16 protein-coding genes are annotated in these 17,288 nt (G+C 45.3%); 8 read left to right on the top strand and 8 right to left on the bottom strand.

The features are described from left to right. Positions 1 to 29: 29 nt before the first annotated feature. Positions 30 to 560, top strand: coding sequence for a 3'-5' exonuclease (locus AC6I7V_RS07650; protein ID WP_032548762.1), 531 nt, complete (start codon positions 30 to 32; stop codon positions 558 to 560). A 98-nt stretch (positions 561 to 658) separates the two neighbouring features. Here the strand turns inward: AC6I7V_RS07650 and AC6I7V_RS07645 are convergent, their stop codons facing one another. Next, on the bottom strand, positions 659 to 2,344 hold the full coding sequence (locus tag AC6I7V_RS07645; RefSeq protein WP_498010598.1) for an LruC domain-containing protein: 1,686 nt from the start codon (positions 2,342 to 2,344) through the stop codon (positions 659 to 661). A gap of 13 nt (positions 2,345 to 2,357) precedes the next feature. Further along, positions 2,358 to 2,831, bottom strand: a complete 474-nt coding sequence (locus tag AC6I7V_RS07640) for a hypothetical protein (RefSeq protein ID WP_255230577.1) — start codon at positions 2,829 to 2,831, stop codon at positions 2,358 to 2,360. 316 nt (positions 2,832 to 3,147) lie between these two features. Here AC6I7V_RS07640 and AC6I7V_RS07635 point away from each other — a divergent pair, with 316 nt between their 5' ends. The 4 genes from AC6I7V_RS07635 to AC6I7V_RS07620 all read left to right on the top strand — a co-directional run bounded on the left by AC6I7V_RS07635 (position 3,148) and on the right by AC6I7V_RS07620 (position 5,460). Next, positions 3,148 to 3,504, top strand: coding sequence for an antibiotic biosynthesis monooxygenase family protein (locus AC6I7V_RS07635; protein ID WP_498011667.1), 357 nt, complete (start codon positions 3,148 to 3,150; stop codon positions 3,502 to 3,504). A gap of 12 nt (positions 3,505 to 3,516) precedes the next feature. Then, positions 3,517 to 4,197: a hypothetical protein gene (locus tag AC6I7V_RS07630; RefSeq protein WP_498010597.1), complete on the top strand. Its 681-nt coding sequence runs from the start codon at positions 3,517 to 3,519 to the stop codon at positions 4,195 to 4,197. Positions 4,198 to 4,259: 62 nt separating this feature from the next. Beyond that, positions 4,260 to 5,021, top strand: coding sequence for a winged helix-turn-helix domain-containing protein (locus tag AC6I7V_RS07625; protein WP_498010596.1), 762 nt, complete (start codon positions 4,260 to 4,262; stop codon positions 5,019 to 5,021). Position 5,022: 1 nt separating this feature from the next. Next, the gene (locus AC6I7V_RS07620) at positions 5,023 to 5,460 is read left to right on the top strand and encodes a hypothetical protein (RefSeq protein WP_498010595.1); all 438 of its coding nucleotides are present in this window, start codon (positions 5,023 to 5,025) and stop codon (positions 5,458 to 5,460) included. A gap of 83 nt (positions 5,461 to 5,543) precedes the next feature. On the opposite strand, the gene AC6I7V_RS07615 is transcribed toward AC6I7V_RS07620, so the two are convergent. The 3 genes from AC6I7V_RS07615 to AC6I7V_RS07605 form a co-directional block, all read right to left on the bottom strand. Then, positions 5,544 to 5,993: a tellurite resistance TerB family protein gene (locus AC6I7V_RS07615; protein ID WP_498010594.1), complete on the bottom strand. Its 450-nt coding sequence runs from the start codon at positions 5,991 to 5,993 to the stop codon at positions 5,544 to 5,546. 159 nt (positions 5,994 to 6,152) lie between these two features. Next, positions 6,153 to 8,114 carry a metallophosphoesterase family protein gene (locus tag AC6I7V_RS07610; protein WP_498010593.1) on the bottom strand — a complete coding sequence of 654 codons (1,962 nt, stop codon included), beginning with the start codon at positions 8,112 to 8,114 and terminating at the stop codon, positions 6,153 to 6,155. 37 nt (positions 8,115 to 8,151) lie between these two features. After that, positions 8,152 to 8,514 (bottom strand): VC1380 family protein, encoded by a 363-nt coding sequence (locus tag AC6I7V_RS07605; protein WP_255230580.1) that lies wholly within the window; start codon positions 8,512 to 8,514, stop codon positions 8,152 to 8,154. A 154-nt stretch (positions 8,515 to 8,668) separates the two neighbouring features. Between AC6I7V_RS07605 and AC6I7V_RS07600 the strand changes: the two genes are divergently transcribed. Beyond that, entirely contained in the window at positions 8,669 to 9,967 is a 1,299-nt protein-coding gene (locus AC6I7V_RS07600) for a MipA/OmpV family protein (protein ID WP_498010592.1), read from the top strand. Between the two features lie 102 nt (positions 9,968 to 10,069). On the opposite strand, the gene AC6I7V_RS07595 is transcribed toward AC6I7V_RS07600, so the two are convergent. Next, positions 10,070 to 10,654 (bottom strand): FMN-dependent NADH-azoreductase, encoded by a 585-nt coding sequence (locus AC6I7V_RS07595; protein WP_498010591.1) that lies wholly within the window; start codon positions 10,652 to 10,654, stop codon positions 10,070 to 10,072. A 212-nt stretch (positions 10,655 to 10,866) separates the two neighbouring features. Between AC6I7V_RS07595 and hrpA the strand changes: the two genes are divergently transcribed. Both hrpA and AC6I7V_RS07585 read left to right on the top strand, forming a co-directional pair. Continuing rightward, entirely contained in the window at positions 10,867 to 14,865 is a 3,999-nt protein-coding gene (gene hrpA, locus AC6I7V_RS07590) for an ATP-dependent RNA helicase HrpA (protein ID WP_498011666.1), read from the top strand. A gap of 135 nt (positions 14,866 to 15,000) precedes the next feature. Next, on the top strand, positions 15,001 to 15,495 hold the full coding sequence (locus AC6I7V_RS07585; protein ID WP_255230583.1) for an outer membrane beta-barrel protein: 495 nt from the start codon (positions 15,001 to 15,003) through the stop codon (positions 15,493 to 15,495). Between the two features lie 125 nt (positions 15,496 to 15,620). Here AC6I7V_RS07585 and AC6I7V_RS07580 read toward each other — a convergent pair whose 3' ends face one another. Next, positions 15,621 to 16,379: a hypothetical protein gene (locus AC6I7V_RS07580; RefSeq protein WP_498011665.1), complete on the bottom strand. Its 759-nt coding sequence runs from the start codon at positions 16,377 to 16,379 to the stop codon at positions 15,621 to 15,623. Then, a complete protein-coding gene (locus tag AC6I7V_RS07575; protein WP_498010590.1) occupies positions 16,300 to 17,061 on the bottom strand; it encodes a hypothetical protein in 762 nt (253 codons plus the stop codon). Before AC6I7V_RS07575 ends, AC6I7V_RS07580 begins: the two co-directional genes overlap by 80 nt. Positions 17,062 to 17,288: the final 227 nt, after the last annotated feature.

The following is a 17,288-nucleotide window of genomic DNA, read 5'->3' as shown; positions in this document are numbered from 1 at the left end:
AAATTTTAGATGAGAGAATTAGGCAACGTATGAATCACAATCGAGTAGTTTGTTTCGATTTGGAAATGTGCTGTTGGAACGAAGATGGAGTGGGAACAACGGGCGAGATCATTGAAGTGGGTCTGGCTGAGATTGATCTGGCTTCGGGAGAAATCGTTAAACGCGCTCAGTACTACGTTAAGCCTGAAAAAGATGAAGTCTCTCTGTTTTGTGCGGAATTAACCGGTATTACACCGCGTAAGATCGAAAAACAGGGTCGCCCATTGGCGTCTGTGGTTCAGTCGATGATCAAAAACTTTGGCGGTCCAAATAAGATTTATGCAGCGTGGGGGCGTGACGACTTGATTTTACACAAAGAGTGTATCGAGAAAGGGATTGAACCTCCGTTTACCGAGTTCCTCAATATCGCGACCTTGTATCGCATTCAACATCGCTTGAAAGACAAGCGCATTGGTCATCGAGCGGCTCAAGAAGCACAAAATATCGAGTGGGAAGGGCGTCAGCACTCAGGTTATGTCGATGCATACAACTTGGCCAAGCTCACTTTAACGATGCTTTAAAGCCCAGCGTTACTCATTAGAAAAGCCATCATTACTCAATCTGTAATGATGGCTTTTTTCTTATTAGTTACTCTTTATCGGTTGGGCTATCGACTCTGTTACCACGTTTTAGATGGCGCAGGGTTAGAGTGCCAATCCGTATGAGTTGCACCACCGCTTTCTACCCAAGGCGTGATGTCTGGGTAAGCTTGGCTGGTATCTGTTTTCTCGTATGGATGAGCCCAATTTGCTGGAACATCTAATGCCCAAGGTAGACCTGCCTGCGTTTGATAGAACTCGTTATTCTCAGCAACACTGTCATCATCGCCGACACCGAATATGCTGGTATTGGCTAGGTCTGTGTTCGGGTAGTTCATTAAGTGAATCTCTTTATTTCTAGAGCCTACTTTGAAAATGAACGGGTTGAACGCTTTTGGTGCTAAGCTGCTCATAGAGCCATCAATGACTATCGATGCGCTGTAATCTACCGCGCTTCGGTTATCACCCGCTTCGGTATTGTAGAAGTTAGATGAACTGCTGGCTGGCAATAGTTCGTTTACGCTGTCAATCAGTATGAATACCATTTCGCCGCTATGACCGGATTCAGGAGTCACCGTTGTCGTGACACCGTCGATCGTACGCGTCAACGTACCAACATCAGATGCTTCCAATCCAGCTAGAGATATCGCAAAGCTGTTGTTTTCAGCCGCACCACGAGCAACGGCTTGACCGTAGTAATCGAATCGAGTGACTTCATTGCTTGCGTTGGTGTAAACACCGTAAGCGTAGCGAGTGACGAAATCATTCAGATCGTAATCGCCCTCATAAGGCCATAGATCTTCGTACGCTAATGTATGCCAGCCGGTTGTTGGTGTTCGGCTATAGAATGCGATATTCGGATCGTTTGGTGCGTAGTCATTGGCATCAGCCACACCGTCGCCATCGCTATCACCAATCTTTGGCCAACTGATTTCTGCAAAGTTACTGATCAGACCGTTAGAGTCAACCGCGGTCACCTGCACTTTCCACAGTTCGCCATTTTCAGTCTGGTTAGCAGGTAGGGTTGCACCATTGTTGTCACTCTTGCCGACGAACTCATCATCTACATAGAAGCCTTGTCCGACATCGACAAACCAACGATAAGTGTACGTGACTGAGTCACCATCTGGATCGGCAGGGCTCGGGCCTGTTACTGACACCACTAGTGGGTCATTGTCGCCTAAACCGCTGCTGCGAGATAAGGTTGGAGTGAATGGAGGATCGTTCTCAATCTCGGTGTAGGTTACCGTCAATAGGCTGTAATCGAGAGTAGTTAACCAACCATCACCATTCACATCGATGTCTAGGTCTACGTTGATCAAGCCGTCTTCCAGTGAAGCAAGTGGTAAATCAAACACCGTTGTAGACCAGTTGTTGTTGGTGCCTTGAAGGAAACCTGGATTGAGCATAGTGCCGTCAACCGTCACACTATCGTACTCCCCATTTTCACCATGATGAGCTTCAGAATCCACATCGTAAGCATAGATTGTGAGTGTCGCGGAGGTGACTTGAGCACCAGATGGAATAGAAATGTTGTGTTGCCAAGAGTAGTCTTCGTTCTTGTTACTGTAGATCGAAAATCCGTATCCAGAAGGTGCAACATAGTGAGGAGAAGTACTGCTGGCATTGATCTTTTGAGTTACGGTCGTAGAGCCGTCACCGTTATCGACAGTTTGGTTGTCTGAAGCCGCTGCAAATACTTGATTGGAAAGACTACACGCAGCTATGGAACCGACTACAAGCAGTGATTTCTTCATATTATCCATAATAATTCACTCCTTAATCTGCGTCTAAAACGATGTTGCAACTGACATACAGCGCATCGGTAATGTTCGTCGAATCAACCTGAGAGATACACTCGTTGCCACGAACAAGCGCTACCAATTTAATGCCTTGCCATGTGTCTAACAGGCTCAGTGTGTTCGTCAGTTGACCATCGTTGTTTGTCATGCCGGTATAGAAGGGTTGCGAATCGGTAGTGCCACTACTCATGCTATAAAGCTTGATAATGTGAGAGCCGCGGATCGCTGCCGCTTCTCCGTCACGCTGTGACACATCACTGACAACATTGATAGTGAGATCTCGAGAAGTCGAGCCGCTCCACTCAAAAGAGCTCGGCACTGAAATGTCTGAGAAACTCTGAGTTGCTGCAGGCGTTGATGTACTGCCACCGCCTCCGCCGCCACCTCCACCGCATCCATGTAAGGTGAGAGCAACTGCTGTCGTTAGTATGGTTGGAAGTAGCTTTCTCATGGTCGATTCCCTCTTATCCCTAAAAACCTAACTAGAGCAAAGAGGGTGCCAATTTTTAACCTTATGAAATCAAAAGGGTTTGTAGATTTTTGTTATTTTGGCAATAGGAGATCGAATGAATATCTCAATATGAGAATCAAAATGCTGCCAAAGTGAAGTTCAGAAATTGCAATAGTGGGTTTTTGTATGTTTTTGGGTTCGTATAACTCATCTATTTTTAATTAATATTAAAAATCGATTCGTGGTCTTTTTATCGTCAAAACATGTGTTAAGTTTCTCTCGTTTTTAACAAGGAGTGAGTATGAAAGAGACAATAATCAGAAAATCGATTAAGCACACACTCGGTGCTTTGATGGTAACGATTAGCAGCCTGGCAATGGCTGAGCCGGTGGTGTTAATCAATACGTTTGCTGTCGATGCAGCGAGCGAAGAGGTAGCACTCGAATATTGGGAGGCCGCGAGAGACATTCTCGAGCAACAACCGGGATATATCTCGACCAAATTGCATCGTTCACTTTATGACGATGCGACGTACCGTTTTATTAACGTAGCGCAGTGGGAGAGCGAGGTCATGTTCAAAAATGCGATAGCAAACATGAGAAAGGAGTTACCGCCGATAATGATGAAAGGCGTGTCTGCCGACCCTAACCTATACCGGATTATACGAGACTAAGAGATGATGTTGATGCGATACACAGCCCCACTGACTTTAGCTTTTTTTAGCTTATTTTTATCTTTTAATATTAATGCGGCAGCCTTTGGTGTTGCTGTTGCGTGGAAAACCGACGATGCTCAAGCGGTGTTTGATACGATGCCTATTCAAAAGAAAGCCTTCTCAAACTTGATTGATGCTGGATTAATTCACGATATGTTTGTGAGTAAGAGTAACATCGGTGACAAGTCGTTTCCCATCATTAAATTCGTGATGGAAGCGAATAGTGAGCAAGAGGTACGGGATACGATCGGCAACTTACCACTACAATACAAAGAACTAGCTGAGGTTATCGAGGTTAGAGATATTGGGAATAAGTGGTTAAATTCCGATGTAGCCTTCGTCAACTACGCCGTAGAATTGAGTTGGAAAAAACCGGAAGACAAATTGCTGGTGGATAAGGTTATCAGCCGTGACTTGCAGAAAATTGTCGATTGGAGCGCGACAAGTACCATCACTTCCGCTTATCTTTATAACAAAGACATCTCTGGTTCATCAGGTGGTGACTCAAAGATGGTTCGTCCTGTCTACTCTATTGCAGTACTCGCCAAGGATGAAGACCATGCACGACAAGTGGCTAGTGAACTCGAAGCAGTTAAGCTCGGCTTTGCGGATGTCCATGTTAGTGAGCTGGGCTTTAAGCTAACGCTCTGATTATGAAATAATATTTATAAATGTGCTAGTCTGTGTTGATTGGCACATTCGCTTTTTACTGTATGGATAACAATAAAATCACCTTAGATGACTTGATGCTTGATCTTGATACTTGCACACTACAAAGCACGACCACTTCTCATCAAGTTAACCTATCTTGTTCAGAGAGTTTGATCTTAAGTCTTTTGTACAAAGATTCTCCTAAGACCATCAAGCGCGACGTTTTGCTCGAACAGTGTTGGCCTGGAAAGGTAGTCACGAGTAGTTCGTTAAATGTTGCCGTTAAAAACCTACGTAATGCGTTGATTACATTAAATGCACCGTTCAAAGTGGTGACGGTACAAAAAGAGGGTTACTGTATTCCAGCTCTTGATACCCTAGCATCGACTCCAACTTCAACTCCGACTACTGACAGCACGACAGTGAAAGCAAAAACGGTGAGTCAGTTTAAATTCGCAGCATCTGAGTTATCCGATACTCATGAATCTTTAGAGAAAGTGGTGTTTGGCATTGGTTTATCATCATTAGTCAAAGGAGCGCTCGGAGTTGTAGTAGCTGTTGGGCTTTTAATCCCCTTTTCTCAAATGGCATTCTTCATGAATCATGACACTATAGCCGGGATAGAGGTCGTTCATGATGACATTAAAATCATTAAGAAAGATGAGGCGCTTTTTGAAGAACTCTCCAAACGCGGTGTGACTAGAGTGTATCTACATGAACGCGGTGTTGGATGCAAAAATATTCAAGCCGTTGCTTTAATAGATGGGCAGTGGGTTGAGATTTCCTCTGAATTTTTGTCAATTACTTGCCGCCAAGAGTCCTAACGTGAGATTTTTTTGTCTGCCAATTATCCTCGTCATTGTACTGCTTTTAACGGTTGGGTTAGTTTCTGGGATCTCCACCAATAATACGTACCAGTTTAAGATCACTTATGACGGCGTAGGATATGAGGAACTGACGCTGCGCCTCAGAAATGGTCGCTCAAAAATGCACTACATTGGCTATGACCGAGACGGTGTGATTCATGCAAAGCAGTTCTTTGGCGTTTTCTTGCGTTGGGGCGACCATTACTATTTCTATCAAACGGAACAAGACCAAGCGTCGAGTCCTCAAGCATTCAATGTAAAGAACCTGTTTATTCAGGAACTAGAGAATAAACGTAGTGTGTTGATATCAGACCAAAGAGGACTGTTTATTCGTAAAAACGGTGACCCTTTAGAGCTGAAAGGGATCTTTTACGGGCGTTCTCTCTCTAGTGATTAGATAGGGCACAGGCTAACCATCTTAGGTTAGCCTCTAACATTAGTGAGGAGTACGATGGCGTTGCAGAAGGGAAGGCTGTAAAGCTACTCTTTTCCAATAACACTCAGTTTTGTTTTGATGAAATCACTGTGGTCTACGTAGAGCAGTTCTGCAGTTTTACGAATCACGGCATCTTCCATTGGATCAATCTCACCATCAGCATGAGCCACTTCCCACATCGCCTTAATTAAGTCGATGCGTACAGATTGTGAAAGCTCGCGCAGTTGCGATGTGAAATCATACAGAGACACCGATTGGTCTACTTGTGGCTGCGCTTTATCGAGCAACTGAGCGGCTTCTTCTTCAGTTAAACCTAACAGACGTTGAATCAGCATGAGTTTAGCGGCTTGCTCTTTCTCACCAATTTCGTGATCAGCGCCTGCGACTTCACACAGTAAACTCGCTATCGCAATATTGGGTGATGCTTTTGAGGTTTGACTGAGGTCTTCACCTTCAATCAGTTGTTTGAACAGTGAGGTAAGAGAATTAAACATAATAAGCTCCAATCGTACGAAACAGGATTTATTTGCAGGCTCAACATAACAATAGTTGGCTGATAGGCCGCCCTAATGCTAATAACATTGGGATTGATTTGGTCAATCCCAAGCGGGTTTACACGATGCTGACAAAATTATAGGTCGTTTGAATCGCCATCACTCTTTATCAGGCTCAGGGAAGCGAGTTACTTTGCCATCACCACTTAAGGTAGCGATTGAAATAGGTTTTCCCGAATCATCGAGCTTGAGTTCACCAATCGCGCTACGGTTTGAAAGGCGATAGAAGTTCTGGTTGTCAGGGCTTCGTTTCTCAATTTTCAAACGCTTGCGTTTAGTGAAATAATTAAGTATTGAACGTGGGCTGTAGAGCAGGCGATCACATACGTCACAGAACTTAAGTAGCGATGGTGGGAAGTTGTTCTTAATCCCGCTGCAAGTGATTTGATAGATGTTTGGACTGTTCTTGCGATAACGAAGCTTGATGTCGTATGCAAATGAGTAGTGTACATCTCCAGAAAGCACCACGAAATTGGTCGGTGTTTTGGTGTGAGTGAAAATGCTGATCAATGTGTTAGCACTACCAGGGTGAGCCATCCAGTTTTCCGCATCAACCAGCAACGGTTGACCACAAGTCGTCATGATTTTCTGTAAAGCTTCAATGAACTTAACCCCAAACATCGGAGCAGCAGAGATAATAATCACCTTGTCTTGATGCATAAGTTGATGTTGAAGCTCAATTAACGCTTCCCAGTCCATCAAGCCTGACGGTTTATTCATGCGTGATTCTGAACGCCAGCGACGTGTACGAGTATCAAGCACTATGACTTTTGGTGATAGATCGATGGTGTAATGCCAATCTTCAAAGCGGTTCAAATATTCGATGAACGCTTGATGTGTTTGTTCGTCGATCATGTGTTGAAGAGGCGCGTTCTCTTGCGAGGCTTGAATCTCAAACACTGATTTAGCGTGATCGATAAATTCATCATTGAACTTTTCGGGCGCATTTCCCCAACCTTGGCAAAGCCAGTATGACGCGAGACCATTCCCAATCACTTGTGTAGCCAGTTTGTTTTGCAGTACCGCTTGTTCCCACCCTATGGTTAGGTTCCAATCATCGGTCACATCATGGTCATCGAAGATCATGTAAGTCGGGATGTGGGCGAGTAAGCGTTGAACCTGCGGCAAACCTTCGATGAAATCGTTAATGACTTCAGTTTCATCACGCCACTGTTGTTGCTCGAGTGGTGTGAGCTTTCGACCACCTTGCTCAAAGTTGTTCTCAATCAAACGCTCGCGGTTAATGCATTGCCATAGAGTAGGTGACCAGACCAATAGGTACATTGCAACAAATTCAGACAAGGTCACTAGGTGGTTTTCACAGTCGCTAGAACTGAAAATTGCCACTTTTCGATTGGGAAACAGCTTATCTAGCAGAGAGTCTGATTGCTTGTGATGTGGCAGGTAATGGTGGCGTTGATACAGGTGATATTCACTTCCAAACAGAGATTGGCCGTCATGAATATGACCCACCTGAGCGTCGGTTGGTAAGCGTTCATCCGGCAATCCTAACAGTTGGATCACTTGGTAAATGGCATCTAGCGTTGGTCCTGCTACATGGTCAGCGTAAATTTGGTCGCCACTCATCATTAGTAGATTAGGGCGTTCTTGCGGGGACTGTGTTTCAACTTTGCTGTCAGCGGCAACCAAGCTGTCTTTGCTTGGGTGGTGTGGATTACGACAAGAGCCATGAAGTATGTAGTTCGACTCTTCTGAGACAACAAACTCAACACGCTGGCGATCCTTGTAAGTAAGATGTGACGCTAACGCTTTAAGTCCGCCTTGGTTCGTCTCGATATCGTACTCGAGCGGCGTATTGGTTGGGAAATCTCCTTCAAGGTGGATAAGCGTTACCCAAGCTGACACACCAATTCTCAAGCTTTGCTGCTCAGCCAACTTTGACTGAAAAAAGGCACGATCTTGATCGCGATGGTAGAGCGAGATCCTACCCAAAAGTGGTTGACTGGTAACGACCCAGATTACAATTTCGTTCTTGGTCGTTTTACGCAGTATTGGACCAGCAATAAGCAAAGGGAGTGTTTTAGGTGTCGAATGCTTCACAGTGTTCCTAAAATCGATGTGGTGGACGATTCTTTAGTTATATTGAGTCTTTATCTGATTCGGGTGTTTCGAGTATTTCGATAACTTCCGAGCTAGAAAGTTCATGCGCCATCAAAAATAGAGCCAGCATCGCGTCGGCTTTTGTTTTTGTGTCTGAGGGAGCATCAAGTATTTGTTCGAGTTTTTCTCGGATCATGGTAACTTCGTGCTCCACAAAACCACGACCTTCTTCGTCTCCCTGTGTTTCTTCAGGAGCGTTATCAAATTGAAGAAAAAGCAGCTCACCATCGAGCGTAGTGTCGATAAGTCTTTCAGGTAACCAAGCCTCTCCCATAACGACGTCAGGGTCTGCATCGTTCGGAAGCTGGTTTATAATGTTTTGTAATTCGGAAACTTTCACAATACTTTAAATTGACCATAGGATGATCGCCATTGTAACGATCAATGGCGATCAAACCTAAAGTTAGTTACTTAAAATTAAGTTAGTTGACCAAAATTGGTCAAGAAATACCTATTCGTTAGCAGAAATCGGATAAATAGAGAAAAAAACAGTAATGAAGAATAAATTAATAGCAACCATGATGAGCTCGGGCGCGCTACTTAGCTGTGGTAATGCGGTAGCGATTGAAGAGCAGGAGTGGGGTATTGCCGCGATGTATCGAACGGCGAGTATTCCCTACGACACGTCCGGTGGCGATCAAACGGTAAGCTCGTTTGTACCTATGCTGTTTTTTAAAAATGATTATGTCTTTATTGATGGTACAGAAATGGGGGCATACCTGCTCGAGTCAGAGGATGAAAAGTGGCAACTGAACGCCATTTCGCGTATGCGCTTTATCGACATTCCCGCATCTGAACAGAATGCGATTGAGGGAGATACCGCTGATTTTGGTGCGCAGCTTACCTATCAACTGGATGATCAATGGCGATTAGAAACCGAACTGATGACTGATGACTCTTACCGTTTTCATGGCAATTTTAGAGCCAAAGGGTACTACGAGGTCGGAGATTGGGAGTTCACACCTAGTGCGACACTTCGTTATAAGAGCGCAGACTTTAACACTGAATATTACGAAGTCGATGGAAAGTCTATAGGTGCTGGTGCCGATTTCAATGTGGGCATTGAAGCCAAATACCATGTTGTTTCCAACTTGTACCTGCTTGGTTCGACGAGTGTCACTCGTCTAGATGATAACGCCTACCAATCGTCAATTGTTGAAGATCGCTATCAAGGTGAATTTTACGTTGGTTTCGGTTTCTTCAATGACAAAGAGAAAGCGCCCAAACCACGATTAAGTAACCCTGCTTATTTGCGCGTGGCACACGGTTGGGCAACGCCATCAAACATTGGCGATATCATGAAGTTCAATCGTGAGAAAGATGAGTTTAATAACCAGTTGACCTCATTCTTCTATGGTCATCCATTGACGGATGAGATATTTGGCTTCCCATTGGATATCTACCTAACACCGGGTATTGTTCACCACTGGAGCTCAGAGGTTCAATCAAGCAGTACGGAATATGTGGTTGCAATTAAGGCTTACTATACCTTTAACTGGCCAACACAATGGCGTTTTGGTGTGGCAGAAGGTATGTCATACATCGATTCAATTACTTATATTGAAGCGACGGAAATGGCAGAAAAGGGCTACACCGCCAGTCATCTATTGAACTACCTAGACTTCTCGTTCGATGTCAATGTAGGCGATCTGTTCGGCAAGAGTGATCTCAACAATCTGTGGTTCGGTTATTCGCTGCACCACCGTTCGGCTATCTTCGAAAATGCGTCACAGTTTGGTCGCATCAAAGGTGGCAGTAACTACAACACCATCTATTTCCAGTATGAGTTTTAACTCCAACCCGATTTAACGACAAAAGCCTCATAGTGATGAGGCTTTTTAATTGCAATTTTTAGCGTCTACGCTCGATGTTCGCGCATACGTTGTTGGATGCTCTTAAGCCAATTCAGCCAGTTTGCTCTGCGCTTCTGAGATGCCTTTTGCTGCTGCGTCTTCACCCATGTTGAGTGCTTCAGCGTAAACAAATTCCACTTCTGTGATGCCAACAAAGCCAAGTACTGTGCGTAGGTAAGGTGTCACGCTGTCAGTCGCTGCGTCTTTATGGATGCCGCCACGAGTCGTTACTACGATTGCTTTCTTACCTTCGATTAGACCTTTAACGCCGTTTTCTGTGTAAGTGAACGTCACGCCAGCACGAGCAATTAGGTCAATCCAGTTTTTAAGCTGAGTCGGGATAGTAAAGTTGTACATAGGTGCAGCAATCACTAGCGTATCTGCCGCTTTAATTTCTTCGATTAGCGTATCAGATAGGTCAACAATCGCTTGTTGGTCTTGAGAAAGATCTTCCGTTGCACGAAGCGCAGTGGCTACCGAAAAGTCCAATACTGGTAGTGGGTTTGCAGCTAGGTCGCGAACCGTCAGTTTGTCTTGGTCTACATTCTTGATGAACTCTTCTACCAGTTTGGTTGATTGAGAGTAGTCGCCTAGGATGCTTGATTTTAGGGCTAATACGCGAGACATAATGGTTTTCCTTGAATGAGTGCTTTCTTGTAATGTGATGCATTATAGAGGAACAAAGAAAGCTAAAAAGGCGATAGTTTCGCTTAAGTTGTTCGAAAAAATTGAATAACTCTAGAAGGGTACTGTCCGTAAGGTGCTTTCCGTTATCTTGTTCTAGCCCTTGTGTGCTACAATTCGCAAAGTTTTATGTAATGAAAAGAATAGGACACGCTTTGACTTCGTCTCCGGAAAAAGCAGATAAGAATCAAGACGCCGCACGTTCGGACGCGGCAGACAAGAATTCTGCTTCTCAGGCTAAGGCCTCCCAAAATACACCTGCCTCTCTTCGTAAAGCGCTCAAAGAATGTATGATGCGCGATCGCTTCCGTCTGAGTAAGCGAATTGCAGGTGCTAGCCGAATTAAAAATGAGAAATCGAAACACGCCGTCTTTGACGAGATTGCACTAGATATTGCCCAATCGATGATGACGGCAACCCAGCGCGCAGCGCAAAAGCCAACCATCGAATACCCAGAAATCCTGCCAGTAAGCCAAAAGCGTGACGATATCGCTAAGGCGATTGAAGAGAACCAAGTGGTGATCGTTGCGGGTGAAACGGGTTCAGGTAAAACAACTCAACTTCCTAAGATCTGTTCTGAGCTTGGACGTGGTCGCTATGGCCTAATTGGTCATACTCAGCCACGTCGTCTGGCTGCGCGCTCTGTTGCGAACCGTATTGCTGAAGAGATGGAAACCCAACTGGGTGAGTTTGTGGGCTATAAGGTTCGATTTAACGACCAAATCTCGGACAACACTCAAATCAAATTGATGACCGACGGTATTCTACTGGCCGAGATTCAGCACGACCGTTATCTAAACCAGTACGACACTATCATTATCGATGAAGCGCACGAACGTAGCTTGAACATCGACTTCATCATGGGTTACTTGAAAGAGTTGTTGCCAAAGCGTCCTGATCTGAAAGTGATCATCACGTCGGCAACCATCGACCCTGAGCGCTTCTCTAAGCATTTCAATAATGCGCCAATCATTGAAGTCTCAGGTCGTACTTACCCAGTAGAAACTCGCTACCGCCCACTTGGTGGTGAAGACAGCGATTCCGATCGCGATCAAATGGAAGGTATCTTCGAAGCGGTTGATGAGCTGTGTGATGAAGGCTTAGGTGACATTCTGATCTTCATGAATGGTGAGCGTGAAATTCGTGATACCGCAGATGCGCTAAGTAAACGTAACCTGCGTGATACTGAAATCGTGCCGCTGTACGCACGTTTGTCAGCGGGTGAGCAAAACCGCATCTTCCAATCTCACACGGGGCGTCGAATTGTACTGGCAACCAACGTAGCGGAAACCTCGCTCACGGTTCCGGGTATCAAGTATGTAATCGACCCAGGTACTGCGCGTATCAGTCGCTACAGCTACCGTACGAAAGTTCAGCGCCTACCGATTGAGCCTATCTCTCAAGCGAGTGCTAACCAGCGTAAAGGTCGTTGTGGTCGTGTGGCTGAAGGTATCTGTATTCGTCTTTACTCCGAGGAAGATTTCGAATCACGTCCAGAGTTTACTGATCCAGAGATTCTGCGTACCAACCTAGCGTCGGTAATCCTACAGATGACGGCGCTTGGCCTAGGTGATATCCAAGCCTTCCCATTTGTAGAAGCGCCAGACAAACGCAACATCCAAGATGGTGTAAGACTGCTTGAAGAGTTGGGTGCGATTGCATCGGGCAAGCCAAATAGCAAAAACAAGAACCAAGGTGACGATACTAAGAAGCTAACGGCTATTGGTCGCAAGCTATCTAAGCTGCCAATCGACCCGCGTTTAGCGCGTATGGTGATTGAAGCACCAAATAATCGCTGTCTACACGAAGTGATGGTTATCGCGTCTGCATTGTCGATTCAGGATCCGCGTGAGCGTCCGTCTGACAAACAGCAGTCGTCTGACGATAAGCACAAGCGTTTCTTCGATAAAGACTCAGATTTCATCACCTTTGTGAACCTGTGGGACTACATCAAGAAGCAGCAAAAAGCGCTGTCGAGCAACCAGTTCCGCAAACAGTGTAAGCAAGATTACCTGAACTACCTGCGTATTCGTGAGTGGCAAGATGTCTACTTCCAGATCCACCAAGCGATGCGTGAGTTAGATACCAAGCTTAACGATGAACCGGGTAGCTACGAAGGTATTCACCAGTCGCTACTTTCAGGCTTGCTATCGCACGTTGGTATGAAAGACCAAGAGAAGAACGAGTACCAAGGTGCGCGTAACGCTCGTTTCCATATCTTCCCAGCGTCTGGTCTGTTTAAGAAGCAGCCTAAGTGGATCATGTCCGCTGAGCTGGTGGAAACTTCAAAACTTTGGGGTCGCATTATCGCCAAGATTCAGCCAGAGTGGATTGAACCGTTAGCTAAGCACCTAATTAAGCGCAGCTACAGCGAACCACATTGGTCGAAGAAGCAAGCCGCGGTCATGGCTCACGAGAAAGTGATGCTTTACGGCATTCCAATCGTACCTAAGCGCCTTGTGAATTACGGTTCGATTGACCCAACTGTCAGTCGTGAACTGTTTGTACGCAGTGCACTGGTTGAAGGTGAGTGGGAAACCAAACACGCTTTCTTCAAACAGAACCGCAAGCTTCTGCAAGAAGTGGAAGAGCTAGAGCATAAATCTCGTCGTCGTGACATCTTGATTGATGACGATGAGCTGTTTGATTTCTATGACCAGCGTGTTGGTGAAGAGGTGGTGTCTGGCCGTCACTTCGATACGTGGTGGAAGAAAACCAGCAAACAGACGCCTGAGCTACTGAACTTTGAGAAATCGATGCTGTTCCGTGGCGATGCGAGCCATGTTACCGATTTAGATTACCCGAACTTCTGGCATCAAAATGGTTTGAAGCTAAAACTGAGTTACCAATTTGAGCCGGGCGATGACAACGATGGTGTGACCGTTCACGTACCACTGCCGATTCTGAACCAAGTAGAGCAGAGTGGCTTTGACTGGCAGATCCCAGGGTTACGTCAAGAACTTGTCATTAGCCTTATCAAATCGCTACCTAAGACGTTACGACGTAACTTTGTGCCTGCGCCAAACTATGCAGATGCATTCCTTGCGCGAGTAACACCACTTGAAGCGCCGCTGCTCGATTCTCTTGAGAAAGAGTTGCGTCGTATGACAGGTGTTGAAGTTGTGCGTGATGATTGGAAACTGGATCAGATCCCAGAGCACTTGAAAGTGACATTCCGCGCGGTAGACCACCGTCGTCGTAAGTTGAAAGAACACAAAGATCTGCACGAGCTCAAAGAGAGCTTGAAAGACAAGGTTCAAGAGACACTATCGAAAGTGGCTGATGATGACATCGAGCAGCAGAACCTGCACACGTGGAGTTTTGGTGAACTGCCGAAAGTGTACCAACAGAAACGTGGCGGTTACGACGTAAAAGCCTTCCCTGCGTTGGTGGATACCAAAGACAGCGTAGAGATCAAGCTGTTCGAAACCGAGCAAGAGCAGATTTCAGCAATGAAAGCGGGTCAGCGTCGCCTGATCTTACTTAACGTGCCATCGCCGATTAAGTATCTACACTCAAATCTGCCAAACAAGTCTAAGTTAGGTTTATACTTTAACCCTTATGGTAAAGTGCTTGATTTGATTGATGATTGTATCGCTTGTGGTATCGATAAGCTTATCGAAGAGAAGGGCGGTTTGGTTTGGGAACCAGAACAGTTTGAAGCACTGAAAGAGCACGTTCGTGCAGAGCTTGGTGATACGGTGGTAGAGATCGCTCAGCAAGTTGAAACCATTCTGACGACAGCGTTCAATATCAATAAAAAGCTTAAAGGGCGTGTTGATCTGTCGATGGCATTTGCCTTGTCGGATATCAAAGCGCAGATAGAAGGGTTAATATTTAAGGGCTTTGCGACTGAGTGTGGTTGGAAGCGTTTGCCGGACATCCTACGTTACATGCGTGCGATTGAGCGTCGTATGGAAAAACTGCCGATTGACCCGAACAAAGACCGCTTACACATGATTAAAGTCGAATCAGTAATGAACGATTACAAAGAGTTACTGAATAAGGTACCAAAAGGGATCGCGGTTCCAGAAAATGTCAAAGAGGTGCGTTGGATGATAGAAGAGCTTCGTGTAAGCTTCTTCGCACAGCAACTTGGCACGCCGTACCCAGTATCGGATAAGCGTGTTAAAAACGCTATCGATGCTTGTTAAGGATAGAGCGAGATAACGAGCAAGGTTTAGGTATGAATCTTGCTTGTTTTCTTGTTAATTGGATAGTAATTACAAAAAGACGTTTTAGTGGCAATCATTTACCACTTAAGCGTCGCTAGGACGAGAAGGTCAAGTATGAAAAAAACGTTATTAGCGCTAGCTCTGCTAGGTGCATCTTCAACAGCGATGGCTGATTCATGGTTATACGGTGGCGTAATGGGTGGCCAAAACTCACTAGGCAACGAGAAAGAAACGGCAGTTGGTATCCACGTAGGTACTGGTATTCTACCTATCATCGGTGTAGAAGCTGGTTACTGGGATCTAGGTTCTTTCGATAGCGTTAAATATGGTAACCGTACAGTTCAGAACATGGATGCAAGCACGGCATACCTAGCTATTAAACCAAGCATCGACTTCGGCCCTCTACACGTTTACGCGAAAGGCGGTCTGCATTCTTACGAGCTGAAGGGCGATTCTTTCAAGCAAGACGATGTTGATATCATGTACGGTGTTGGTGCAGAGTACTTCATCTTTGGCCCACTATCTGTTGGTGCAAGCTACCAGAACTTCAAGATGAAAGACGATGACTCAGGTGTATTCACGCTAAACGCGACAATCCACCTACTGTAAGATTTTTCTAAAGCAGTGAGTCGTCATTTTGGCGCTTTCGATTCGAACGGCACCAAAAACAACGAATGAATAAAAACGCCAGCGTAATTGCTGGCGTTTTTGTATTTGGGCTTTTAGTAACTAGTCTAGCGAGACTTTTTACTGTCTAGAATCTTTTGGATTCTTGGGTTCAGCGCTTTGCCGTGCTTCTCTTCGTACTCTTCACGTTTCAAATCGTTGAGGTTCTTCACTGAGTTCGCAGCCAACAAATGTTGCGGCAGTTCAGTATGAAGCATACCTTTCTCATCGAGTCTCTTCGCTTCTAAGTAGTACTTCTTGAATAGCGCATCAAGCTTGTTCTCGGCTGTGCGTTTCAAGTCGTAGAGCTTGTTCTGAATCAGCCATTTTTCAATGGGGTTGATAGCAGAGCGCGACAATACACGAATGCGACTATCCAATAGCTCTTCTTCTGTCAGTGAATCTTTTAAGATCCACAACTCACCCATTTGTGGTGGCCAACTGTTACCCAGTTGAATACGCTCATGGCAGTGCATCAGTACGCGATTTAAGCCGTCTGAGTCGATGGTATTAGCGAACTCGATGAACTTGCCGCTTGGCTCACTGCCGTATTGGTACTCCCACTGCGTTTCATACACACTTAGGAAAGAACCAAAGACATGGATGCACCAGTCAGACAGCTCCAGATCAGCCGGATCTTGGTCAACAACGGGTACTTGTTGATTAGATCCTGTATTTGACTCAACAACAGGTGCCGATGGTGAAGTAGCGGCCGGCAGAACTTCTGGAGTAACAGTAGGCTCAGGATCAGAAAGTTGGCTTTTTGCCTTTCTGGATGAGTTGCTGCCTGAAGCGCTCAGATGGGCTAAGCTTTTGTCGATACCCATTTCCTTGAGTTTGTCCTGAAGTTCCTGAATATTGAGCGGTTTTCGGTTGTTGTCTTTCATTTTGCTTCTCGTTTACTAGCCAGTACTGCAACTTAGATTCAATTCGAGATATTGGCATTAATTCATTGGCTTTGGCTTTGTACCAAAGGACAAACTTCTTCCATATTAGATTATGGTCACCGGACAATCCGGAAAACTTAAACGCACGTTCAGCCCACGATGGAATGTTCTCTTCATCCAAGTCGTGAGTTGAAATTGTGTTGCCATTCATTCCACCGCGGCTTTGTGGGCGAGGGGAGGTCGACATCACTTGCATTTGTGCTGGAGCCGGCTGATATTTCGGTGCAGGTGCAGGTGCAGGTGCAGGTGCAGGTGCATAAACTGGAATTGAGTTGACCGGTTGTGTTGGTTGCTCTTGTTCCAGCAGCATCTTAAACACGTGAATTTCTTGATTGTCTCTGCGCTCGACTTTCACTTTATCTAGCCAACCATTGTCGACTAGGGCTTTCAAGCAGTCCGCTAATCCAAAAACAGATAGGGCCGTCAGCGCAGAAGCTCTGTGAAGTTCAATCGTTGCGTAGCCTTCATCATCGGCATTGTCTGCGAGTAAAAGCATCACCAACTTTTCAGCTGGGCTGCTGGTATTAATTTTCCAAGTAAGATAGGTAAATTTGGCGCTCAAAATGATGCTCTTGATAAAGTACAACTCATGTCCCCATTGTAAGCCACACTCAACGGAATTTATAGCAACTTCACCTAAATCAATGTCAGCTAAACAAATATTAACCATCGTTCAGTATTGAAAGTCGCGCCTCAGTTTTAAAGCGACACATTTTAGTTTCATAAACGTTTGAGAATGAAGTGTTCGTCGTATCTGACATTTGAAAATGTATGAGCTTGGTTGAGTAA

It is taken from the genome of Vibrio sp. KUL70, assembly GCF_059725515.1.
Note: the sequence above shows the minus strand (reverse complement) of the source record. Positions and strands in the feature narration are given on the sequence as shown.